This is a genomic window from Maricaulis maris (assembly GCF_049116555.1).
GTDB lineage: Bacteria > Pseudomonadota > Alphaproteobacteria > Caulobacterales > Maricaulaceae > Maricaulis > Maricaulis maris_C.
In genome coordinates this window covers 870,105-891,950 of sequence record NZ_JAGDYT010000001.1, presented here as the reverse complement: position 1 = coordinate 891,950, position 21,846 = coordinate 870,105, and the positions used below count along the sequence as shown (strand labels likewise).

At 63.3% G+C, this 21,846-nt stretch carries 21 protein-coding genes and 1 tRNA gene; 8 read left to right on the top strand and 14 right to left on the bottom strand.

Annotation, left to right across the window (positions count from 1 at the left end; all coding sequences use genetic code 11):
* Positions 1-119 precede the first annotated feature (119 nt).
* The 5 genes from gltX to JXQ94_RS04260 form a co-directional block, all read right to left on the bottom strand.
* Positions 120-1,457 (bottom strand): glutamate--tRNA ligase, encoded by a 1,338-nt coding sequence (gltX, locus tag JXQ94_RS04280; protein ID WP_421922566.1) that lies wholly within the window; start codon positions 1,455-1,457, stop codon positions 120-122.
* An 89-nt stretch (positions 1,458-1,546) separates the two neighbouring features.
* Positions 1,547-2,050, bottom strand: a complete 504-nt coding sequence (locus JXQ94_RS04275) for a hypothetical protein (RefSeq protein ID WP_421922565.1) — start codon at positions 2,048-2,050, stop codon at positions 1,547-1,549.
* A gap of 37 nt (positions 2,051-2,087) precedes the next feature.
* The gene (locus JXQ94_RS04270; RefSeq protein WP_421922564.1) at positions 2,088-2,636 is read right to left on the bottom strand and encodes a hypothetical protein; all 549 of its coding nucleotides are present in this window, start codon (positions 2,634-2,636) and stop codon (positions 2,088-2,090) included.
* Between the two features lie 266 nt (positions 2,637-2,902).
* Positions 2,903-4,561 (bottom strand): NAD+ synthase, encoded by a 1,659-nt coding sequence (locus JXQ94_RS04265; protein WP_421922563.1) that lies wholly within the window; start codon positions 4,559-4,561, stop codon positions 2,903-2,905.
* Positions 4,562-4,636: 75 nt separating this feature from the next.
* Positions 4,637-5,566 (bottom strand): Gfo/Idh/MocA family protein, encoded by a 930-nt coding sequence (locus JXQ94_RS04260; RefSeq protein ID WP_421922562.1) that lies wholly within the window; start codon positions 5,564-5,566, stop codon positions 4,637-4,639.
* A 186-nt stretch (positions 5,567-5,752) separates the two neighbouring features.
* Here JXQ94_RS04260 and JXQ94_RS04255 point away from each other — a divergent pair, with 186 nt between their 5' ends.
* The 3 genes from JXQ94_RS04255 to JXQ94_RS04245 are packed head-to-tail and all read left to right on the top strand — an operon-like array spanning position 5,753 to position 8,319.
* On the top strand, positions 5,753-6,568 hold the full coding sequence (locus JXQ94_RS04255) for a DUF3667 domain-containing protein (RefSeq protein ID WP_421922561.1): 816 nt from the start codon (positions 5,753-5,755) through the stop codon (positions 6,566-6,568).
* 21 nt (positions 6,569-6,589) lie between these two features.
* Positions 6,590-7,585, top strand: coding sequence for an NADP-dependent oxidoreductase (locus tag JXQ94_RS04250; protein WP_421922560.1), 996 nt, complete (start codon positions 6,590-6,592; stop codon positions 7,583-7,585).
* Complete coding sequence (locus JXQ94_RS04245; RefSeq protein WP_421922559.1) at positions 7,585-8,319, top strand: DUF3667 domain-containing protein; 735 nt, start codon at positions 7,585-7,587, stop codon at positions 8,317-8,319. Before JXQ94_RS04250 ends, JXQ94_RS04245 begins: the two co-directional genes overlap by 1 nt.
* Here JXQ94_RS04245 and JXQ94_RS04240 read toward each other — a convergent pair.
* Positions 8,312-9,634 carry a GAF domain-containing sensor histidine kinase gene (locus tag JXQ94_RS04240; RefSeq protein WP_421922558.1) on the bottom strand — a complete coding sequence of 441 codons (1,323 nt, stop codon included), beginning with the start codon at positions 9,632-9,634 and terminating at the stop codon, positions 8,312-8,314. The two genes, JXQ94_RS04245 and JXQ94_RS04240, sit on opposite strands and share 8 nt — an antisense overlap.
* Positions 9,635-9,648: 14 nt before the next feature.
* Positions 9,649-10,017 carry a response regulator gene (locus tag JXQ94_RS04235; protein ID WP_421922557.1) on the bottom strand — a complete coding sequence of 123 codons (369 nt, stop codon included), beginning with the start codon at positions 10,015-10,017 and terminating at the stop codon, positions 9,649-9,651.
* Between the two features lie 463 nt (positions 10,018-10,480).
* Here JXQ94_RS04235 and JXQ94_RS04230 point away from each other — a divergent pair, with 463 nt between their 5' ends.
* On the top strand, positions 10,481-10,747 hold the full coding sequence (locus JXQ94_RS04230; protein WP_295695939.1) for an HU family DNA-binding protein: 267 nt from the start codon (positions 10,481-10,483) through the stop codon (positions 10,745-10,747).
* A 97-nt stretch (positions 10,748-10,844) separates the two neighbouring features.
* On the opposite strand, the gene JXQ94_RS04225 is transcribed toward JXQ94_RS04230, so the two are convergent.
* The 6 genes from JXQ94_RS04225 to glmU are packed head-to-tail and all read right to left on the bottom strand — an operon-like array spanning position 10,845 to position 17,631.
* Entirely contained in the window at positions 10,845-12,215 is a 1,371-nt protein-coding gene (locus JXQ94_RS04225) for a class II 3-deoxy-7-phosphoheptulonate synthase (protein WP_295695941.1), read from the bottom strand.
* A gap of 1 nt (position 12,216) precedes the next feature.
* Positions 12,217-13,605 (bottom strand): glutathione-disulfide reductase, encoded by a 1,389-nt coding sequence (gene gor, locus JXQ94_RS04220; RefSeq protein WP_421922556.1) that lies wholly within the window; start codon positions 13,603-13,605, stop codon positions 12,217-12,219.
* Complete coding sequence (locus tag JXQ94_RS04215; RefSeq protein ID WP_421922555.1) at positions 13,602-14,099, bottom strand: DUF2059 domain-containing protein; 498 nt, start codon at positions 14,097-14,099, stop codon at positions 13,602-13,604. Before JXQ94_RS04215 ends, gor begins: the two co-directional genes overlap by 4 nt.
* A 9-nt stretch (positions 14,100-14,108) precedes the next feature.
* Complete coding sequence (gene rpiA, locus JXQ94_RS04210) at positions 14,109-14,810, bottom strand: ribose-5-phosphate isomerase RpiA (RefSeq protein ID WP_421922554.1); 702 nt, start codon at positions 14,808-14,810, stop codon at positions 14,109-14,111.
* The gene (locus tag JXQ94_RS04205; protein ID WP_421922553.1) at positions 14,807-16,276 is read right to left on the bottom strand and encodes an NAD-dependent succinate-semialdehyde dehydrogenase; all 1,470 of its coding nucleotides are present in this window, start codon (positions 16,274-16,276) and stop codon (positions 14,807-14,809) included. The genes rpiA and JXQ94_RS04205 overlap by 4 nt, the downstream gene beginning before the upstream one ends.
* Positions 16,273-17,631 (bottom strand): bifunctional UDP-N-acetylglucosamine diphosphorylase/glucosamine-1-phosphate N-acetyltransferase GlmU, encoded by a 1,359-nt coding sequence (glmU, locus tag JXQ94_RS04200; protein ID WP_421922552.1) that lies wholly within the window; start codon positions 17,629-17,631, stop codon positions 16,273-16,275. The genes JXQ94_RS04205 and glmU overlap by 4 nt, the downstream gene beginning before the upstream one ends.
* A gap of 114 nt (positions 17,632-17,745) precedes the next feature.
* On the opposite strand from glmU, the gene JXQ94_RS04195 reads away from it, so the two are divergent.
* Positions 17,746-18,435 (top strand): HAD hydrolase-like protein, encoded by a 690-nt coding sequence (locus tag JXQ94_RS04195; RefSeq protein WP_421922551.1) that lies wholly within the window; start codon positions 17,746-17,748, stop codon positions 18,433-18,435.
* A gap of 2 nt (positions 18,436-18,437) precedes the next feature.
* On the opposite strand, the gene JXQ94_RS04190 is transcribed toward JXQ94_RS04195, so the two are convergent.
* Positions 18,438-18,656 (bottom strand): phosphoglycolate phosphatase, encoded by a 219-nt coding sequence (locus JXQ94_RS04190; protein WP_295695953.1) that lies wholly within the window; start codon positions 18,654-18,656, stop codon positions 18,438-18,440.
* 252 nt (positions 18,657-18,908) lie between these two features.
* Between JXQ94_RS04190 and JXQ94_RS04185 the strand changes: the two genes are divergently transcribed.
* The 3 genes from JXQ94_RS04185 to JXQ94_RS04175 all read left to right on the top strand — a co-directional run bounded on the left by JXQ94_RS04185 (position 18,909) and on the right by JXQ94_RS04175 (position 21,841).
* A tRNA-Val gene (locus JXQ94_RS04185) sits at positions 18,909-18,983 on the top strand.
* A 192-nt stretch (positions 18,984-19,175) separates the two neighbouring features.
* A complete protein-coding gene (locus JXQ94_RS04180; RefSeq protein WP_421922550.1) occupies positions 19,176-20,216 on the top strand; it encodes an extracellular solute-binding protein in 1,041 nt (346 codons plus the stop codon).
* 2 nt (positions 20,217-20,218) lie between these two features.
* On the top strand, positions 20,219-21,841 hold the full coding sequence (locus JXQ94_RS04175; protein ID WP_421922549.1) for an ABC transporter permease: 1,623 nt from the start codon (positions 20,219-20,221) through the stop codon (positions 21,839-21,841).
* Positions 21,842-21,846: the final 5 nt, after the last annotated feature.

Here is a 21,846-nt window from a genome sequence, read left to right as displayed (position 1 = left end):
AGCAAACTACGGATATTCATATAGTTTGAGGCCAGCCGGCGCCCGGAGTTCACCCGACCATAGGCCGCGTGTCAGCCTGCACACCGCATGCGATCGACGGACAGGTGCAGGCGGCGGCCCTAAGCCGCCTCACCCGCCAGACGCTTCAACACCTTCTCGCGGCCGATCAGCGGCAGAAGAACCGCCATCTCCGGGCCACGCGGGGCACCGGTCAGCATCAGGCGCAGCGGCATGAAGAGCTGCTTGCCCTTGCGACCGGTCGCCTCTTTCAGGGCACCGGTCCAGGCGGACCAGCTGTCACCGTCCAGCTCACCGGCGGGCAAGTGCTCGGCCGCGGCCGCGGCATAGTCCGGCTCTTCGATGACCGGGGTCACCGGGCCATCGATCAGCGCCGCCCAGGCCTTGGCATCGGCGAGCGCTTCCAGATTCGGGCGCACGGCCTCCCAGACCGCCTCGCCCTTGTCGGCCCCAAGGTCAGCCAGCTTCGGCTGGGCCACTGCATACGGCATGGCGTGCAGGAGCTTGGCGTTCACGCGTTTCAACTCTTCATCGTCAAAGCGGGCTGGCGAGCGCGACAGCTTGCCAAGGTCAAAGCCCTCCAGAAGCCCCTCGACGTCCGCGAAGGCATCCACCGGGTCCGAGGTACCGATCTTGGCCAGCAGCGACATGATCGCCATCGGTTCGAGCCCTTCGGTGTCGCGCAGCTCCTGGATGCCCAGAGACCCGAGGCGCTTGGACAATTTGCCACCATCTGCGCCGACCAGCAGCGCCTGGTGACCGAAGTGCGGCGCCTTGCCACCAAGCGCTTCGAAGACTTCGATCTGGGCGCCCGAATTGGTGGTGTGATCCTCGCCGCGAATGATGTGGGTGATGTCAGCTTCGATGTCATCGACCACGCTGGGCAGGGTGTAGAGATAGGAGCCGTCCTCGCGGATCAGGATCGGGTCGGACAGGGAGGAGGTCTCGATCGAAACATGGCCGCGCACCATGTCGTCCCACTGCACCGGATTGCCCGAGAGTTTGAAACGCCAGTGGGGCTTGCGCCCTTCGGCCTTGAAAGCGGCGATCTCGTCAGCGGTCAGCGCGAGGCCGGCGCGGTCATAAACCGGCGGACGACCATTGGCCATTTGCAGGCGGCGCTTGCGGTCAAGCTCGTCCCCGGTCTCGAAGCAGGGGTAGAGAAGTCCCTTGGCCTTCAGCGTCTCGGCCGCGGCCGCATAGCGGTCGAAGCGGTCGGACTGCTTGAAGGTCTCGTCCCAGGAAATGCCCAGCCAGGTCAGGTCGGCGCGAATGCCGTCCTCGAAGGCCTGGGTGGAGCGTTCGACATCGGTATCGTCAATACGCAGCACAAAAGTGCCACCCGCCTTGCGCGCAAACAGGAAGTTGAAGATCGCGGTACGGACATTGCCGACATGAAGCTTGCCGGTCGGGCTGGGCGCAAAACGGACTTTGGTCATCGACGTGGAGCCTCACAGAGATTGAGGCGCAGGGCTTAGCGCTGTCGGGGCATCGGGGCAAGCGGGCGGTGCGGACAGGGGCCGGCACGCTAGTCGAAGACATGCGCATTCAAGGCCTCGTCGGCCGGATCCTCCAAGCGCCCCGGACGACCGGCTACGCGCCAATAGACCCAGGCGCTGGCGGCACCGGCGGCCGCGAAACTGGCTGTCAGAGCCAGTCCCGCCAGCCAAGGAGGACTGCCATCGGCGCCCCAGATGATCGGAAGACCGAACATCTGGACGAGGCCTGCGCCCATGAGCGCGCCGGCGCAAAGGTCCGCGCGCGGCCGTCGCAAGCCAAGGCGCCGTATAAGGCTGGTCAGAACAAGCATCGGCAACGCCGTCAATGCGATGACGAAAACACCCACAAACAAACCATAGATCGGTGACATGGTGATCGCGAGAAGGCCTGCCTCCCTGTTCGCCGATTCAGCCAACAACATGAATGCACCGAAACCCATCGAGATCAGCACGCCGGCCACATAGCTGGCCAGCACCCAGGAACCGAACGCCCGCACAGGCGCCTTCCCCAGAATTTTGTTCGACCTGCCCATTATCATCTCCCTGTCACCTCGCCCGTCATTGTGGAGCTCAATCCGCCCTCAGTCGGGCGACGGGATGGCCCTGGCCGGGCCGGTTGATGGTCAGTTCGTGACCGGGTCTCCCGGCTGCCAGCCAGTAGGCCAGACCACCGACACCGCCGCTCAGCGCCGCGAAGGCCGTGATGGCGACGCCGCGCGGCCCGTCCAGCACCGGCCAGCCGAACAGCTGCGCATAGAGGGCCCCCATCACCGCACCGGCCAACAGGTCCGAGATGCCACGGCGCCATCGGGCGGCGCGTTCAACAAGGACCAGAAGCGGCATGGGAATACTTGTCAGGAACGCAACGAGGAGGGCATAACCCGCCGCGCCGGGCAGCGCTCCTATCAGGGTTCGCACGAAGTCGCCCGGCGCCGTTTGCCCCCCCGCCAGGCTGACCAGCCCAATTGCCCAGTAAGCGGTCAATGCGGCCGCGGCGCACCCGGCGAGCCAGGCGATCACCGGGTGACAGGGCGCGAAGCGGGTCGTGACCCTATCGGTATCCACAACCGGCAGGGCCGGATTGCACTCGCTTCCGGGAAGCCGCGCCAAAACCGTCATGCCCACCTCCATTCCGTTGTTTCTGTTTTGACAGAAATAACGGACCACAAGAATGTGACGGGGTGACGCAGGTGGTAGGCGGCGGGAGCCTCCACCACCAATCCGCAGGGCTTTTCCCGGACACGTATCAGCACGATCCGGGATCGACGTGAGACTCATCGCGTGTCGGCAAGATCTGAGGGGTCTGAGTCTGCGCCCGTGAAAAATGGTTCACGCCGGCGGCAGTATGCGCCGGCGCGCCGCCCCCGTCCGAGCTGATGCCGTCCCTAATTCCGGAAACGATTGGTGATCGGATAACGCCGGTCGCGACCGAAATTCTTGGGGCCGATCTTCACGCCCGGCGGGGCCTGGCGACGCTTGTACTCCGCGCGATAGAGCAGGTTCTCGATGCGCTTCACCTCGGCCTCGTCATGGCCGTCCCCGACGAGATCACGAACCGAGCGCTCCTCCTCGACCAGACCGTAGAGAATGGCGTCGAGCACATCATAGGGCGGAAGGCTGTCCTGGTCTTTTTGATCCTCGGCCAGCTCGGCTGAGGGCGGCTTGGTGATGATCCGCTCGGGAATGACCTGGCCGACCGGGCCGAGACCGACCTGGTGATTGGCCGAATTGCGCCACCAGGCCAGCTCGAAGACTTCCGTCTTGTAGATGTCCTTGAGCGCGTTATAGCCGCCATTCATGTCGCCATAGAGGGTCGCATAGCCAACGGCCATTTCCGACTTGTTGCCAGTTGAGAGAACCATCGGGCCGAACTTGTTGGACAACGCCATCAACACCACACCGCGGGCCCGCGATTGCAGGTTTTCCTCGGTCGTGTCCGGCTTCGTCCCCTTGAAGGGCGTCGACAGGATGGCGTTGAAGGAGGCAATGGTCGGCTCGACATCGATAATGTCATAGCGCACCCCCAGCGCCTGGGCACAGGCCTTGGCGTCCTCGAAGCTTTCGCTCGACGTGTATTTCGACGGCATCATCACCGCCCAGACCTTGTCGGCCCCCAATGCGTCGACGGCGATCGCGGCCGATATGGCGCTGTCGATACCGCCGGACATGCCAAGCACCACGCCCGGGAAACCGTTTTTTTCGATGTAGTCGCGCAGGGCCAGGGTCATGGCTTTCCAGTCAGCCTCAAGGCCGGACTTTACCGAAACCACCTGCCCACCGGCGCCAAACCAGCCCTTGTCGGTTTTCACCCATTCGACCGCGTCGATGCATTCCTCGAAGGCGGGCAGGCGCTGGACCTCGCGTCCCTCGCTGTCACGCGAGAAGGAGGCACCGTCGAAGACAAGCTCGTCCTGCCCCCCCACCTGGTTGACGAAAATCATCGCCCTGGGACTGTCCCACGTGTCGAACCAGCTGGAGAAAGCCTGTTTGCGTTCGCGCTCGATCGTCCGCCGCCACGGCGACCCATTGAGGGTGATGATCATCTCCGCCCCTTGCGCAATCAGCGCCTCGGGGACGGTTCTCAGCCACAAATCCTCGCAGATCGGCAGGCCGAGCTTGATCCCGCGCCATTTGACGATCTCCGGCACCGGACCCGGCACGAAAACACGCTTCTCGTCGAAGACCGCGTAATTGGGCAATTCATGCTTGAAGCGCAGCGCCACGAGCTGCCCCTCATCAAGCAAGGCGACGGCATTGTGCAGACGCTTGTTCTGGCGCCAGGGCAGGCCGATGAGGATGGCGGGCCCGTCGCGAGTGATGGCGGCCAGGTCATCCAGTGCCGCACGGCAGGCTTCCACCGCCGAGGGTTTGAGCACCAGATCCTCGGGCGGATAGCCCATCAGGAACATTTCCGGGAAGACAACCATATCGCCGCCGCGCGTACGCGCCTCGGCATGGGCCGCACGGGCCTTGGCCAGATTGCCCGCGATATCCCCGACGACCGGGTTGAGCTGGGCGGTAACGAGCAGGATACGATCGGTCATGCGCGCGACTTAGACCGCGCCGCGAGCGACCGCAAGTGGCGACGCGCCCGGAACGGGCCCGTCATACCGACCGGGTCAGCTGCCGTAGGTGCGTGCACCATCGACAGCCCGCGCCGCGTCCAGCGCCCGCAAGCCGGCAATTCCCGGCACCACGACGGGCGCGCCATCGAGCACCGAGGCGATGAAGGCATTGACGTTCGCGCCCAGGGAATCCCTGGCGCTGGGGTCGTCGGCAAAGTCGGGATTGAGGTCGTAGGGCGTCGAGTTTTCAAATGTCTTGGCGACGAAGTCGATCTCCAGAACGCCGGTTTCATATTCGACCCGCATCTTGCGGTCCCGCTCATGATGCACGCGACTGGCGATCAGATCAGCGGTACAGCCATTGTCGAAGACCAGATGAGCCTTGGCGACATCTGGATGCCCGTAACGGCCTTCATCGACCAGCCCCTTCACCGTCTTCACCGCGCCCCCGGACAAGGCGATGACAAGGTCGAGATCATGGACCATCAGATCCAGCGTGACCGAGACATCCAGGCACCTATCTGACGGCGGGCCCATCCGGCTGGCCGTGACCTTGATCGGCGTCGCATCGACCGCGAACAGACCCATCGCGTTGAACACGAAACGCTCCTGGTGACCGACCTGCAGCACACAGCCGTATTTCGAGGCCAGCGCGATCAATTCACGCGCCTCCTCGACCGATGAGGCGATCGGCTTTTCCACCAGGACATGCTTGCCCATTGCCAGTGCGGTCGCGGCGGCCTCGAAATGGTGCACAGCCGGGCTGGCCACCGTTATCGCGTCGACCTGGTCGAGGAAGTCGGCAAAATTGTCGAAGCCCCGGGCCCCGTGCTTCTCGGCCAGCGCGCGAGCACGTTCAAGATCCGGCTCGTAGACACCCACCAGCTCGACCCGCTCATGTGCGGCGTATTTCGACGCGTGAAAGCCGCCGAACACGCCGGCACCGACAATGCCGGTCCGCAGGATGCGAGAATTGGATGTCATGAACTCACCTCGTTTTATGGCGCCGTGAATAGCGTCGCCGCCGTCACGATCAAGCACGGCATGCATCACCACTTGTTTCGGGCAATTGCAGGGCAGCCGCTGCAATCGGCTGCCGCTCGACCGCACAATCACGCCTTGCACCCGCACAGACCGGGCCTAGGATGGCGCAGACACGGGGGAATACGTTTGACGGATACGCAAGACAATCAGGGTGAGCAAAAAGGCCGGAACGGCGATACGCCGCTCGATTCCATCTCCATCGCCGCTTTCGATGTCGATGCGCGCATTTTCCGGACAATGCGGGACTATTTTCTCAGCCCGGTCGCTGTCGCCACCGCCGCGATCGAGCACGACTATTCGCGCTACCTGTCCCCGATCCGGGTCTATATCGCGCTTTTCTCCTTCCAGTTTGTTGCAGCGGCAATCTTCGGCACCCCGGCCACCGCCACGATTGAGACCATGACCGATGGAGTCGACATTGATATCGACGCCTGGCTGGCATCCTCGCGCCTGAGCTTCGAGACGCCCCTCACCCTGGAGAGGGTCGAGAGCGAGCTAAAGGCCGTACAATCCCTGACCCTGTGGCCACTGGCTGCGCTGTCGTCCCTGCCCTACCTGCTCGCGCTCAAGCTTTACCGACCGTCGATTCCACTCTGGGGCCATTTGCAGCTCTATCTGGCCGTCAACAATGTCAGCTTCATTGTCATGATCGCGCTGATCCCGCTGCATACACTCGGCGGCTCCGGCATGCTGGCCAGCATGGCGATCGGCGTGGTCATCTTCTTCATCTATGCGGGCATTCTTCTGGCCCATTTCTATGGCCGGTCGGTCACGGCTCTCGTCTTGCGGCTTGGCGGGCTTGTCGCCATGTTCCCGATCACCATGTTGATCACGATAATCGGCACCCTCCTCACGGTTGACTGGGTGCTGGGAAACTCTTTCGGCCTCGACCTCATGACACTTTCGGCGTCAGGGCCGTCTGCCGAACAATCCTCACCATAAGAAAGAAACGGGAGTTGGTTGATGAAATCGCGTGAAATCCATTTGAACGCCTATTTGAAGGGCGCACCGGATCCGAAATATTATGACGTCGTGGAGACGGAGCTCGCCACGCCAGGCCCGGGCGAAGTCCTCGTCCGCAATCTCTTCATTTCGGTTGACCCCTATATGCGCGGCCGCATGAGCGGGATCCGCACCTATATCGCCCCCTTCGAGCTGGGCAAGGTGATGGAAGGTGGCGCTGTCGGTGAGGTTGTCGAGAGCAATTTCGACGGCCTGAAGCCAGGCGACCACGTGTCGTCCATGTTCGGCTGGCGCGAGGGCTATGTCGCCCCCGGTGAGGCACTGACCAAGATCGATACCAGCCAGCTGCCGCCGCAGGCCTTTCTCGGCATCGCCGGCATGCCCGGCCTGACGGCCTATGTCGGCATCAAGCGCATGATCGACCTCCAGCCCGGTGAAACCCTGTGGATGTCCGGCGGCGCCGGTGCGGTCGGGACCTCCGGCATCCAATTCGCCAAGGCGATGGGCGCCAATGTGATCGCCACGGCCGGTGGTCCGGAGAAATGCGCCTTCGTCAAATCGCTCGGCGCCGACCATGTCGTCGACTACAAGGCCACGGATGATCTGACGGCCGCGATCGCCGAAGTCGCTCCCAAGGGGGTGGACGGCTATTTCGAGAATGTCGGCGGCACCCATTTCACCGCAGCCCTGAACTCGTTGCGGTCAAAAGGGCGCATGGCCGCCTGCGGCATGATCCAGCGCTATAATGACACCAGCGCTGCGACCCTGCCCGACAACCTTACCCAGATCGTCGGCAAGTCGCTGACAATTCGCGGCTTCATCGTGTCCGACCATGCCGACATGTTTGGCGACTTCGTGAAGGATCTCGGTGCCTGGATGGCGGCTGGTAAAATCAAGCCGGCCGAGACGGTCATGGACGGTATCGAGAACGCACCGGCGGCTTTCTCGGGCCTCTTCACGGGTCAGAATACCGGCAAGATGCTGGTCAAGATCTGATGACGCAGGGGGCGCAGGACGAGACCCCCGAAAAACGACGCGTCCTCGAGGACGTGCTCGACGAGGTGTTGAGCTTCAACTTTCGAAGCCTGCGCACCTTGCGCGACATCTTCCTGCGCCCCGCCGCTGTTTGCCGTGCCTTCCTGGACGGCGACCGGCACAGCTACACGCCCACCATGCGAGTCTGGTTCGGCGTGCTGACCTGGATGTTTGTCCTGTCCCTGATCTGGGGCGGTTGGGGCGAGATCATCTGGCGCGCCTCCGGCGACGGCGCCGGCTTCGGTGATGCCCTGCGTGAGGGCAGACGAGACATTGATGCGGTCCGTGACGCGATCTCGACCATGGCCGCCCTGCTCTACGTCCCGATTGAAGCTCTCTTGATCTTGCCCGGCGTGTTTGCCCTGACCGCGATGCGCAAGGGTCCGGGCTTTCTCAAGGCCACCCAGTGCTATTTCGTGCCGGTTACGGCCAGCTCTGTGTCGAGCACACTCGTCCTCATGCTCTCAGTCGTCTGGCCCGGCATCCTGCAATGGGGAATGGTGCTCAATATGGGTGTTTTCGTGCTGATCGCCGGACCGGTAATCAGGGTCGGATTCGCCGATGGCTGGCCGGGCACGATCGGCAAGACACTTGCGCTCGCTCTGGTCGTCCTCGCGCTGTCGATGATCGCCCGGGCCACGACTCTCGCGATCAGCATTTTCTGGGCCTTGGCCGAGGTTCCGCCGGTCAGTTGACCGAAATGCCGTCGTCCGCTCCGCCCGGCAATTGGAGCCAGAAACACGCCCCGCCGCCATCGGCCTGGCGGTATCCCAGCACCCCGCCCATCAACTCGGTCAATTCCCGCGCAACCGCCAATCCGAGGCCGGTGCCACCATGGGTCCGGGTCGTGCTGCCATCGGCCTGACTGAACCGCTCGAATACCGTGGCTTCACTGCCGGGTGGCAGACCGGGTCCGTCGTCCTCGACACAGACCGTGACCTGCCCGTCCGAGTCCGAACTGACGCTGACCCTCGGCGCCTGGCCGGCGAACTTGAAGGCATTCTCGACGAGGCTGGCCAATACCTGCACGGTCTTGGAGTAATCGGCGACCACATTCACCGCGCCATCGCCGTTGACGTCCACGGAAATTCCATCGCGAAAATTCGCCGGACCGCCCACATTGATGGCCTCTGCAGCGGCCCGCGCGATGTCGAACCGGCTCACCTCAACCGACAAGGTCCCGTCCTGCAGGGCGGCGGCGTCGAGAATTGCGTTCACGGTGTGCAGCAGGGACCGGCCGGATCGATCAATCGTATCCAGCCACTCCTCGGTCTCCTTCGGCCCCACACCAAGGCGCAGGATCGTCACGCCACCCAGAATGCCGTTCAACGGCGTTCTCAATTCATGGGATGTATTGGCGAGAAACTCGGTCTTTGAACGATTGGCGGTTTCGGCAGTCGCCCGCGCCTGCTCCGCCTGCAAGACCGCTTCGCGCAGCTTCTCATTCGACTCGCGCAAGCGGTCAGCATTGCGCTGCCGCTCGGACAGCTCCATTGCCAGGCCGATATACTCGGCCACGGCGCCGGCGAATGCGACGTCCTCCTCGTGCCAGTGTCGTTGCCCGCCTGTCTTCTCACAACAGACCACTCCGCGCAGGCCACTCAGGTCCCGGATTTGCGCGTCCAGCATCGAATGGATGTCCAGCACATCGAGATACCCGACCGCGAACTCGCAGGTCCTCGGGTCCGTGCGCGCCTCATCCGCGGCGATCACCCGCGCCGTCTTGAAGGCGTCAAAATAGGACGGAAAATCAAGCGCGTTAAGCGCCCCCTCGCCAGACAGCCTGTCTTCGGGTGCTTCATGCAGGCACGCGCAGTTCAAGGCCGACCCATCGTCCCGCAACAGCCATATGCTCGCCCGCTCGACCTGAAGCATGCTGGTCAGGGACTGAACAGCCACCTCCATGAAGGTCGCCAGATCATCACCGGTCTGACGGCCAACCTGCATCAGCCGGTCCAGTTCCGCATTATATCGCCGGAGGCGCTGCTCGGTGGTTTCGGTCTGGCGCATGGAAGGCAGCCGCCCTACTGCTTGTTGAAAAAGGGTGCGCAAATTTCGCTGATTTGCTCCGGATCATACGGACGCTCAATCACACCGGCCAGCGGGAAAACGGATAGCTGTTCCACCAGCCGTTGGTTCATGGCGGCCGTAACCACCAGAATACGTGGCAGGAGATCGGCCCGCAAACGACTGACGTCTTCCACGACCTCGACCCCGCCGACGATCGGCATCATGACGTCCAGTAAAACCAGATCATAGTCGACCTCCGCAATCCGCGCTGCCGCGCCGACGCCACTGGTCAACTCGTCGATCTCGCAAAGGCCCTCAAGCGACCAGCGAAAAATCTCCCGATTGACGGCATCGTCATCGACAATGAGGATTCGGTAGCCCACGCCGATCACTGCTCCGTTTAGACCGTGAGCAGCCTTCCCCATCTTGGGGCAAAACACAACCAGCCAGCCGTCAGCGCCGGGTCAGGCGCCCCAAAGTCCAGCCCGCGGCAATCGCGGCCAAGACAGCGGCCAACGAACCTTCCGCACCTGCGAGATGGGCGAGCAGAAAAACGCCCAAACCTGCTGCAAGTGCGAACGGGAGCATGCGAATCGGGCGATTCGTGTCGTGTGCGTTTCGAGTCGGTTCACCGTGATACATGCTGCGTATGGTACGCAATTCGGGGGCCGAACTGCGAAAAACCGTGTTTTGACGGGGAAAATACAGCGATTTGGCTCGGATTCGCCTGTTGCGCCTTGCAATCTCGAGCGGTTCTTGGCCTTGATGGACCGTCAACGAACACGCGATAGCCGGACGGATACGATGACCGTACTTGCCGGACCGCGAACAACTGGGGGGAACCCTATGAACAAGTCTGATCTCGCCAAGTCTGTCTCTGAAAAGACCGGCCTGTCCCGCGCACAAGCGGGCGAAGCTGTTGATGCCGCCATCGAAGCCATCGTCGGCTCGGTGAAAGGCAATGACAGTGTCCAGATCGCTGGCTTTGGCACCTTCTACGCCAAGCACCGTGAAGCGCGTGAAGTGCGCAACCCGCGCACCGGCGAAACGATGATGTCCAAGGCGCGCACCGCGGCGGCTTTCCGTCCGGCGGCTGCCCTCAAGGACATCTAATCAGTCCAACGGGTTCTGATTACGTCAAACGCCGTCCGGATTACTCCGGACGGCGTTTTTCTTTGCCTGATGGCGGGACTTGAGTGGGCGGCCCGGCTCAGGCCGCGTCGACGGCCGAGTTATTATTCCGCACACGCTTGAGGCTCTCGGCGATACGGAAAGCCATGTCGAGCGCCTGGTCGGCATTGAGACGCGGATCGCAATGGGTGTGATAGCGCGCCGCCAGATCGGCCTCGGTGACGGTCTTGGCGCCGCCGACACATTCGGTGACATCGCGGCCTGTCATCTCGAAATGCACGCCACCCGGATAGGCCCCCTCGGCATAGAGCACATCCATGAAGCCTTCGAGCTCGAGCAGGATGCGATCGAAGTCGCGGGTCTTGTAGCCATTGCCGGTCTTGTGCGTATTGCCGTGCATCGGGTCAGACGACCAGACCACCTTGCGACCGGCCTTGGTAACCGCAGCGGCCAGCGCCGGGAGGTTCTTGCGGACATTGTCCGCGCCCATGCGCACGATCAGCACCAGACGCCCGGCCTCATTGTCCGGATTGAGCGCGTCGATCAGCGGCAGGAGGTCGTCCGGCTGCATGGTCGGTCCGCATTTCACACCGACCGGATTGGAGATGCCGCGGGCATATTCCACATGCGCGCCGTCGAGCTGGCGGGTCCGTTCCCCGGTCCAGATCATGTGTGCCGAGGTGGCGTACCATTGCCCGGTATTCGGATCGCGGCGCGTCAGCGCCTCCTCGAAGGGCAGGTGCAAGGCCTCATGGCTGGTAAAGAAGTCGACTGCCTCGAGGGACGGCGCACTGTCCCGACCAATGCCGCAGGCCTTCATGAAGGCCAGGGCTTCGGAGATGCGGGTCGCTGTCTCGGCATAACGCTCGGCCGCCGGACTGCCGCTCACGAAGTCCTGTGTCCATTGGTGAACATTGTGCAGATCCGCATAACCGCCGGAGGCGAAGGCCCGCAGCAGGTTCAGCGTTGACGCCGACTGATCATAGGAGCGGATCAGGCGCTGCGGGTCCGGCTCGCGCGCCTCGAGCGTGAACTCTGAACCATTGACGCTGTCACCGCGATAGCTCGGCAGGGTCACGCCATCGATGGTCTCGGTGTCCGAGGAGCGCGGCTTGGCAAATTGACCCGCGATCCGGCCGACCTTCACGATCGGCTTGGACGCGGCAAAGGTCATCACCACAGCCATTTGCAGCAGCACGCGAAATGTGTCGCGCACGCCCTCAGTGGAGAACTCCTTGAAGCTCTCCGCGCAGTCACCGCCCTGCAGGAGGAAGGCATTGCCGGAACTCACATCCGCCAATTGCCGGCGCAGGCGCCGCGCTTCACCGGCAAAGACGAGTGCGGGACGAGCGGAAAGCTCGTCGATGACGGCCTCCAGCTTGGCCGTGTCCTTGTAGTTCGGCATCTGGCTGACGGGCTTGGCGCGCCAGGATTGGGGAGACCAGGTCATTTTACTCTGCTGCTTTCAACTCCGGTGGTGTCCACTTTTCTTTCATGGTCACCAACTCTTCCGCACTGGTCGGATGCACGGCACACGCCGCATCATACTGATCCTTGGTCAGGCCCGCCTTCACGGCGATCCCGGCCAGCTGGATCATTTCAGGCGCATCCGGCCCGACAATATGCACACCCAGCACTCGCTCTGTCTCCCCGTCGACGACGAGTTTCATCAACATCCGCGAGGCTTCGGACGTCAGCGACAATTTCATAGGTCGGAACGACGTCTTGTAAATATCAACCTGTGCAAATTTTTTGCGCGCATCAGCCTCCGAGAGACCGACAGAACCAACAGGCGGCTGTGTAAACACAGCTGACGCAATGTCTTCGTGATCATAGGCGGTCGGCTTGCCGTCGAACACCGTCGCTGCAAAGGCCGCCCCCTCACGGATGGCGACCGGGGTCAGATTGACCCGGTTGGTGACATCGCCCACGGCATAGACATTGTCCGCCGTGGTCTTCGAGAAGGCGTCGACCTTGACCGCTCCCCTGGGGTCGAGCGCCACGCCGGCCTTGTCGAGACCAAGCCCGTCGACATGCGGATTTCGGCCGATGGCATACATGACGACATCGGTATCGATATGATGGCCGGTATCGAGATGGACACGCTTGCGGCCATCGTCGAGCGCTTCGATACGCTCGAACACGGAATGCGTGACCACACGCACGCCCGAGCGCACAAGCTCTTCATGAACATGACTGCGTACATCATCATCAAAGCCGCGCAGAACGGTATCACCGCGATAGACCTGACAGACATCTGCCCCCATGCCGGCAAAGATCTGCGCGAACTCACAGGCGATATAGCCACCGCCAGCGATGACGACCTGCTTGGGCAAGTCTTCCAGATGGAAGGCCTCATTCGAGGATATGCCCAGCTCGGCGCCGTCGATCTCCGGCACATAGGGGGTGCCGCCAACCGCGATCAGGATCTTGTCAGCGGTGACCGTCCGGCCCGACTTCACCAGCCGGATCGTGTGCGCATCCTCGAACACGGCCCGGTCCTCGATGATTTCGACGCCGGAATTGTTGAGATTGCGCATGTAGATACCGGATAGCCGATCAATCTCGGCATCCTTGGCATTGATCAGTTTTTCCCAGCTGAACGACGTCTCGCCGACCGACCAGCCATAGCTCTCGGCCAGTTTGAAGGTCTTGGCGAACTCGCTGGCATAGACCAGTAGTTTCTTGGGCACGCAGCCCCGGATCACGCAGGTCCCGCCGACCCGATACTCCTCGGCAACCGCGACACGGGCAGCGCCGTACTGCTTGGCCATACGCGCTGCACGCACGCCGCCGGAACCGGCGCCTATGACGAAGAGATCGTAGTCGTACTGGGTCATTTGTCCTCGCTTTCCTCACCAATGATGATCGCGCGGACACGCGGCGAGGCGCGTTGTTCCACACGGAAACCAACCAGTTCGCCGGCATCGGCGGCACTTTCCTGAAGCCCCGGGAGCGCCTCGGTATAGCGCTGCCCAAGATCGGTCAGATAGAAATCCCGAAGCCCGACAAGGTCCTCGTAAGAGAAGCTCTCGACATAGGCATCGATCATGCCCGCCGCAAACTCATCCCGGGCATTGCGGAATTCTTCCTCGTAAACCCCTGAAATAAGTATGTATTGACGCGCGCTCAGAGACGGATAGACCGCGCGGATATTGCCCTCGATCAACGGCATCATGTCCGCGATGGCGAGCATCGCCAGGTCAACCTCGCCGGTCAGCTCGAGCACTTCAGTTGCCACGGCGACCTCATCGCCCCGCGACTGCGCCGCTCCGCCCCCACTCGCCAGCGCGAACATCGACACAGCGAGAATAGTCGTCTGCAAAATTTTCATGGGATCCCCCTACAATTCCATCACCCGCGCATCACCGTCCTCCCCGACGATGACCACACGGGCCAGATCAATGAACAGGCCATGCTCGACCATGCCCGGAATGGCTTTCAATGCCTGATCCACGAGCCGGGCATCCGGGATCGCTTCGCAGGACGCGTCAAGAATGTAATGACCGCCATCGGTGACCAGCGGCTCCAGCCCGTCGCCCTTGCGGCGCAACTGGACGTCCGGCGCCGCAACGCCGGCCTTGCGCAAGGCGTCGTAGACGTGGCCCGCCGTCAGCGAGAAGCCGAAGCGGTCAACCTCAATCGGCAACGGGAACTTGCCCAGTGTCGAGACCAGCTTCGTCTCGTCGACCATGACGATCATCAGGTCGGAGGCATGGGCAATGATCTTCTCGCGCAACAGGCAGGCCCCGCCGCCCTTGATCAGCTGGAAACGGCCATCGACTTCATCGGCACCGTCAATCGTGATCGCGATGTGATCGACATGATCGACATCAATCAGCGGAACACCGTTTTCGGTCGCGACTTCAGCGGTCCGCTGCGAGGTCGGAACACCACGCACCGAGAGCCCATCCTTCACCTTCTCGCCGAGCAGGCGCAGGAAAATCTCCGCGGTCGAACCCGAGCCGAGCCCCAGCGTCATGCCGTTCTCGACATAGGCGAGCGCGGCGGCGGCGGCCCGTGCCTTCTGGCGTTCGGCACTCATTGGTCAACGCCGCCGAGGAGGACGTATTTGAGTTCGGTGAACTCCTCGACACCCCATTTGCCGCCTTCGCGTCCGATCCCGCTTTCCTTGACTCCGCCGAAGGGCGTCGAGGCGGCACCGACCATCGGCGCATTGACGCCGATCATGCCGTACTCAATGCCTTCGGTCAGGCGATGCACGCGACCGATGTCGTTTGTGTAGATATAGGCGGCCAGGCCAAAGGGCGTGTCATTGGCGAGCCTGATGATGTCGGCTTCGCTCTCCGCCCGATAGACCGAGGCGACCGGTCCGAATATCTCCGAACAGGACACATCCATGGACGGGTCACCGCCATCGATCAGGGTCGGCGCGTAGAAGGAGCCCCCGAGTTCATCGGTCAGAGGCTTGCCGCCAGTTACGATGCGGGCACCGGCTTCGCGCGCCTGCACCACCAGCTTGTCGACACGGCTCACCGCTTCCATGTGAATGAGCGGACCGACATCCGTACCCGCTGCGAAACCGTCACCGGCCTTGAGCCTGGAAATGCGGGCTTCCAGCGCGGCGACCAGTTTGTCGGCGATGGCGGGCTGAGCAATGATGCGATTGGCCGAGACGCAGGTTTGACCGGAAACCCGGAATTTCGAGGCGATCACGCCGTCTGCAGCCGTCTCGATATCAGCGTCATCCATGACGATGAAAGGCGCATTGCCGCCCAATTCGAGGGCGACCCGCTTCACGGTCGAGGCGGCCTGTTTCATCAGCAATTTGCCGACAGCGGTCGAACCGGTGAAGCCGATCATGCGGACATCGTCCGAACTGGTCAGCACGCCGCCAATCGCCGGGGCGTCACCACAGACAACATTGAACACGCCGTCGGGAATGCCGGCCCGCTTGGCCAGCTCTGCGAGCGCCAGGGCGGAGAGCGGGGTTTCCGGCGCCGGCTTGATCACCATGGTACAGCCCGCGGCCAGGGCTGGGGCGCATTTTCGGGTGATCATGGCATTCGGGAAATTCCACGGCGTGATGCAACCGACCACACCGATCGGCTGGCGGATGGTCCAGCCGCGAGACCCCGGGAAGGGTGTCGACAGCGTCTCGCCATGCACGCGCTTGGCTTCCTCGGCCGACCATTCGATGAAGGAGGCGCCATAAACCACTTCACCCTGGGCTTCCTTGTTGACCTTGCCCATTTCCAGCGTGATCAGAACGGCCAGGTCCTGAGCGTTCTCCATGATCAGCTGGTGCCACTTCATCAGGAGTGCGGCGCGTTCAAAGGCCGAGCGTTTCTTCCAGCTCTCGAAGGCGCGGGTCGCTGCGGCCACGGCCTGGCGGGCTCCGGCTTCACCGACATCACCGATCGTCGCGATGACGTCGTTATTGGCCGGGTTGAGGACATCATCTCCGCCCTCGCCCTTGACCCACTGGCCATCGATGAAGCTTTCGGTGCGAAACAGGCTTTTGTCGCTCAGGCGGTCCGTCACACTCATTTCTGGCTGTCCTTTCTGGATTTCCGGGCCTGTTTGGCGGCGTGGAAGCGCGCCGCCCAGCCGGACTTGTGGGATTGCGGGGTCCGCGCCAGGCACAGCGCGTCCGCGGGCACGTCACTGGTGACAATGGTTCCGGTCGCCGTGAAAGCGCCCTCACCGACGCTGACGGGCGCGACCAGACAGGTATTCGACCCGATGAAGGCATTGGCGCCGATCACGGTGCGATGTTTGTCATATCCGTCGTAATTGCAGGTAATGGTCCCGGCCCCGATATTCGCGTTCGCGCCAACCGACGCATCGCCGATATAGGTAAGGTGAGAGACTTTTGCGCCCTCGGCGAGCTGCGATTTCTTGATCTCGACGAAATTCCCGACCCTGGAGCCCGCTCCCAGCTGGGCTCCGGGACGCAGGCGGGCGAAAGGTCCGGCATGGGCGCCGCGGCCCACATGCGCTCCCTCTATATGGGAGTGCGCGTGAATGACCGCATCCTCCTCGATCACCACACCAGGGCCAAAGACGACATTGGGCTCGATGACGACATCGCGGGCGATCTGCGTATCATGTGCGAAGAAGACCGTCTCCGGCGCAACAAGGGTCACCCCGTCCGCCATCATCTGCGTGCGCATGCACGCCTGGAAGGCCGCCTCGGCGGCCGCAAGGTCGGCGCGTGAATTCACCCCAAGCACCTCATCACCATCGGCGATGACGACGGCAGCTCTCAGACCGCGATCACGGGCCAGGCCGACCACATCGGTCAGATAATACTCGCCATTGGCGTTGTCATTGGTGACCTCGTCCAGCAGATCGAAGAGTAGCTCGGCCGGCGCGGCCAAAACGCCGGAATTGACAAGGCCGACGGCACGCTCGGTCTCATTGGCGTCCTTGAACTCGACAATCCGGTCCAGATCACCGGCCTCATTCGTGATCAGGCGCCCATAGGCTGCCGGGTCCGCCGGCTCGAATCCGAGCACCGCCACCGACGCGCCGGCTTCAAGCGCCTCGAAGACACGGCCCACCGTGGCCGCGGTAATCAGGGGCGTGTCGGCATAAAGGACAATGGCGTCGCCGCCGAGATCGGCCAGCGCCTCGCGCGCGGCCTGCACCGCGTGGCCGGTACCCTTGGGCGGGTCCTGCAACGCCGTTCGTGTCCCCAAAGCTTCAGCCGCATCCTTCACCGCCGGTGAATGCGCGCCATAGACGGTGACGACATCACCGGCGCCGCAATCGCCGGCCAGAGCCACAGCCCAGTCCAGCATGGGGCGTCCCCCGACCGGATGAAGCACTTTCACCGTCTTGGACTTCATCCGTTTGCCTTGACCGGCAGCGAGGATGATGGCGGCGCGGGTTCGGGACATGGCGACTTCCTTGTTCCGGGATTCGTCGGTTTCGACCTGTCAGGCGCTATAGCCTATCGCTCCGGCGTGCGTAACCTAGCTTCTCCTGCTTTCAACGCTCAAAGGCCTGAAATCATGCCCGACCTTGAAGATGCCGACCTGTTTGACGGCGCCGCGATCGCCTTTGACCTCGACGGCACGCTGGTCGACACGGCACCAGACCTGCTGCGCGCCCTGAATGCGGTCATCATCCCGCGTGGTCTTGTGGCGGTGGAATTGAGCGCGGTCCGCGCCATGGTCGGGCGCGGGGCGCGCGCCCTGCTCGAACGGGCCCATGACAGCCAGGGCCGCACGCTTGAAGGCGCCGATGCCGCGGTCGCGGAATTCATCGACATCTATGCCGCCGATATTTGCGCCCACAGTCAGGTTTTCGACGGCGTGGAAGCGACGCTGGATTGGCTGCGCACGCGCGGCAGCCGCTTGTCGGTCTGCACCAACAAGCCCTCCGTCCTGTCGGACGCCCTGATGGCTGAAACGGGTCTGGCGGGATATTTCGACCGGATCATCGGACCGGATCGCACAACGGCCAAGAAGCCGGCGCCGGATCATTTGCTGGAATCACTTGGCGGCGGTTATGCGCGCGCCGCCCTGGTCGGGGACAGCGAACCGGATGTCGCCTCGGCAGCCGCGGCGGGCCTGCCCAGTATTGTGATGAGTTATGGCTATAGTGAAAGACCGGCCGACTCCTTGGGAGCCGACCGGGTCATTCATTCATTCAGCGATGTACCGCTGGCGCTCGCCGAGCTGTGGCGAGCGAAGACCTGAGATCAGGCCGTGCGGCGCTCGCGACCGGCGTCATTGGCAGCGCGGGTCGGCATACCGTTGACGAGGTTGGAGCGCACATCCGTGCGGGCGGAGCGCATGGCGGGCATGAAGCCGGCTTCCACGAGATCCACGGAAACATCATAGCCGCGCTCGGCCCAATAGGCTTCAATACGCGCTTTGAGACGACGCGCACCGTCGGGCGTGCACAGATCATTACTCATGAACAAAACCTCCTGCTCGACCGAAGCTGTCCTCGGCCGGGAATTGCGTCCAATCGGGTGATTGACGGGACCGGCCACTGCGGCCGAATTCCAGCTTGGTGGAGGCTGATATAGGGAGCAGGCGCATATGACGAGAGTAGGAAGGTGTGGCAAGTTGTCGCATGCGCCGCAAGTGTCATCTGCACTTCAACTTCCTCGCGTAGTTGACCCGTCCGAAGTGCCTGCTTATACGGTCGCTTTCCGGAAACACCCGGGCGATTAGCTCAGCGGGAGAGCACCTCGTTCACACCGAGGGGGTCACTGGTTCAATCCCAGTATCGCCCACCATTTCCAATCTTCCCCGCCCCACCGGACCGATGAAGACCGCGAACATGCGCGTTGATTCCTCGCGAATCTCCCTGCCCCATTCCGCGCAACCCTGCCTGCGGCGCCATGGCGCAGCAAATTCCTGCACGGACTTCTTGCGAAACATTCTCAGAGATGGGAGAGGTATTGCAAGTCAGTCTTAACAGGTGAGCCATGAAATCGGTGAAACTCCTCGCATTTGCTGCCAGCCTCGCTGTTGCAGCCTGTTCCCAGCCGGCCGATGAGGTCAGCGAGACCGCGCAAGTCGTCAATGTCTACAGCGCCCGCCACTATTCCAGCGACGCCGCGATTTATGCCGCCTTCACCGAAGAGACCGGTATCGAGGTCAATCTCGTCTCGGCCAATGGCGACCAGCTGATCGAGCGCGTGCGCGCCGATGGCGAGCGCAGCCCGGCCGATGTCATCATCACCGTCGACGCCGCCCGCCTGCACCGCGCCGAGGAGGCCGGCCTGTTCGCGCAGACCGATTTCTCCGACCTGACCGGCTCGGTCCCGGCCAATCTGGTCGACCCGGAAGGCTATTGGGTCAGCTTCGCCAAACGCTCCCGCGTGATTGCCTGGTCGAACACGCGCGTCCAGCCCGGCGAAATCACGTCCTATGAGGACCTCGCCGATCCGCAATGGCAGGGCCGTATCTGCGTCCGTGGCAGCGGCAATGCCTATAACCAGTCCCTTCTGGCTTCCCTGGTCGCCCATCTCGGCGAAGAGGGCGCGCAGGCCTGGGCCCAGGCCATCGTCGACAACATGGCGCGCGACCCGCAAGGCGGTGACCGTACCCAGATCAACGGCATTGCTGCCGGCGAGTGCGATGTCGCCATCACCAACCATTATTACTACGCGATGATGGTCAATTCCGACGACCCGGCCGCCCAGGCTGCCGCCGCGCAGGTGACGCTCTTCTTCCCCAATCAGGACACGACCGGCGCCCATGTGAACGTGTCCGGTGCCGGCATCGCCGTGAACGCGCCGAACGCGGACAATGCCCGCGCCCTGATCGCGTATTTCTTCTCCGACACGGCCCAGCGCGCCTTTGCCGAGATGACCAATGAAATCCCGGTCCGCACCGATGTCAGCTGGGAAAACCCGACCCTCGCGGCGATGCTGCCCTTCAACGAAGACAATCTGAATGTCTCCGATCTGGGCGATCACAATGAGACGGCCCAGCGCATCTTTGATCGGGTCGGCTGGCAGTAGGCGTGCGCCTGGCGACTGCCTTCAGGAGCCCGGGCCGGATCCTGCCCGGGCGCGCCACCAGCCTGGCCATCCTCGCCGCGACCCTGTGCGCGGCGCCGATCCTGGCTGTGATGTGGATCGGCCTGTCCGGCGAGACCGGTGATTATCTGCGCCATCTCGCCGGCACACGCCTGCCCACCTATATCGCGACCTCGGCGCTGGTTGGCCTGATCGCCGCCGGCGGTGCCGGGCTGATCGGTACCGGACTCGGCTGGCTGATGGCGCGGACCGACTTCATTGGTCGCCGCACACTGGGCTGGATCCTGATCCTGCCCCTCGCCGTACCGGCCTATGTCGCCGCCTATGCGTGGCTCGATCTCAGCGCCGCCGGCGGGCCGTTGCACGCTGCGAGCGGCGGTCTCTTCCCGACCATTCGCGGCAGCTGGGGAGCGGGGCTGATGTTTGCCCTCGTCCTATATCCCTATGTCTACCTGCTGGCCCGCAACACTTTTTCCAGCCAGTCCGCAGACGCCTATAACGCCGCCCGCACACTTGGGGCTGGTCCGCTGACCGCCTTCTGGCGCACCTCCCTGCCCATGGCACGCCCGGCGATTGCCGCCGGTCTGGCGCTGGTGGTGATGGAAAGCCTGGCCGATTACGGCACGGTCTCGCATCTCGGCGCGCCGACCCTGTCGATCGGCCTGATACGCGCCTGGAGCGGGGCTGGATCGCTGGTCGACGCTGCCCGCCTCTCCCTCGTCCTCGTCTTCATCGCCATGCTGGTCTTCGGCCTGGAACGGGCCCAGCGCCGCCGCGCGCGCAGCATCAATGCCGCTGGCCGTCACAAGCCCTCGCCGCGCATCCATCTGAACGGCGTGCAGACGCTCGGCGCCCTGGGCGCCTGCCTGCTGCCACTGGCCCTCGGCATGCTGATCCCGCTCGGCCGCCTGATCTGGCTGGCTGCCCATACCGAGACCGCGCCCGGCCTCGCCGCGGCCAGCTGGCATTCGCTGACCCTGGCCGCGATCACGGCGCTGATCGCCGCCGCGCTGGGCCTCGCCACCGCCTATGCCCTGCGCAGCCATACGGCCATCGCGACCCTGGCCGCCCGGGCTGCCGGTCTGGGCTATGCCGTCCCCGGCGCTGTCGCCGCCGTTGGCGTGATCGCCATTCTTTCCGGCACCCAATCCCTGCTCGACCCGGCCTGGCGGGCCATCACCGGGGAGGTCTTCCCCATCCTGCTGACCGGCACGGGGGCGGCGCTGGTCTTTGCCTATCTCTCGCGCTTTGCCGCCGCCGCCATCAGTCCGGCCGAAACCGCGCTGACACGTGTCACCCCCTCGCTGGATGGTGCCGCGCGGACGCTGGGCGCGAGCCGCGGCCAGCGCGTCTGGCACATTCACTGGCCACTGATCGTCGCCGGGGTGACCTCGGCCGGGCTCCTCGTTTTTGTCGAAGTGCTCAAGGAATTGCCGGCGACCATGATCCTGCGCCCGTTCAACTATGACACCCTGGCCATCATCGCCCACAACTTCGCCAGCGATGAGCGTCTGGGAGAAGCGGCCCTGCCCTCACTCCTCATTCCGCTGGTCGCCCTGCTTCCCATGATCTTCGTGGCCCGCTACCTATCGAGACAGGATCGATAGCCAGA

Bases quoted from the DNA above. Each gene is read 5' to 3' on its own strand.
- JXQ94_RS04205 (WP_421922553.1), bottom strand. From the start codon at position 16,276: ATGAGTGTGACGGACCGCCTGAGCGACAAAAGCCTGTTTCGCACCGAA.
- glmU (WP_421922552.1), bottom strand. From the start codon at position 17,631: ATGTCCCGAACCCGCGCCGCCATCATCCTCGCTGCCGGTCAAGGCAAA.
- JXQ94_RS04270 (WP_421922564.1), bottom strand. From the start codon at position 2,636: ATGACGGTTTTGGCGCGGCTTCCCGGAAGCGAGTGCAATCCGGCCCTG.
- JXQ94_RS04225 (WP_295695941.1), bottom strand. From the start codon at position 12,215: ATGACCTGGTCTCCCCAATCCTGGCGCGCCAAGCCCGTCAGCCAGATG.
- JXQ94_RS04240 (WP_421922558.1), bottom strand. From the start codon at position 9,634: ATGCGCCAGACCGAAACCACCGAGCAGCGCCTCCGGCGATATAATGCG.
- JXQ94_RS04180 (WP_421922550.1), top strand. From the start codon at position 19,176: ATGAAATCGGTGAAACTCCTCGCATTTGCTGCCAGCCTCGCTGTTGCA.
- JXQ94_RS04245 (WP_421922559.1), top strand. From the start codon at position 7,585: ATGACGCAGGGGGCGCAGGACGAGACCCCCGAAAAACGACGCGTCCTC.
- gor (WP_421922556.1), bottom strand. From the start codon at position 13,605: ATGACCCAGTACGACTACGATCTCTTCGTCATAGGCGCCGGTTCCGGC.
- JXQ94_RS04195 (WP_421922551.1), top strand. From the start codon at position 17,746: ATGCCCGACCTTGAAGATGCCGACCTGTTTGACGGCGCCGCGATCGCC.
- JXQ94_RS04190 (WP_295695953.1), bottom strand. From the start codon at position 18,656: ATGAGTAATGATCTGTGCACGCCCGACGGTGCGCGTCGTCTCAAAGCG.
- JXQ94_RS04265 (WP_421922563.1), bottom strand. From the start codon at position 4,561: ATGACCGATCGTATCCTGCTCGTTACCGCCCAGCTCAACCCGGTCGTC.
- JXQ94_RS04215 (WP_421922555.1), bottom strand. From the start codon at position 14,099: ATGAAAATTTTGCAGACGACTATTCTCGCTGTGTCGATGTTCGCGCTG.
- JXQ94_RS04250 (WP_421922560.1), top strand. From the start codon at position 6,590: ATGAAATCGCGTGAAATCCATTTGAACGCCTATTTGAAGGGCGCACCG.
- JXQ94_RS04230 (WP_295695939.1), top strand. From the start codon at position 10,481: ATGAACAAGTCTGATCTCGCCAAGTCTGTCTCTGAAAAGACCGGCCTG.
- gltX (WP_421922566.1), bottom strand. From the start codon at position 1,457: ATGACCAAAGTCCGTTTTGCGCCCAGCCCGACCGGCAAGCTTCATGTC.
- rpiA (WP_421922554.1), bottom strand. From the start codon at position 14,810: ATGAGTGCCGAACGCCAGAAGGCACGGGCCGCCGCCGCCGCGCTCGCC.
- JXQ94_RS04275 (WP_421922565.1), bottom strand. From the start codon at position 2,050: ATGGGCAGGTCGAACAAAATTCTGGGGAAGGCGCCTGTGCGGGCGTTC.
- JXQ94_RS04260 (WP_421922562.1), bottom strand. From the start codon at position 5,566: ATGACATCCAATTCTCGCATCCTGCGGACCGGCATTGTCGGTGCCGGC.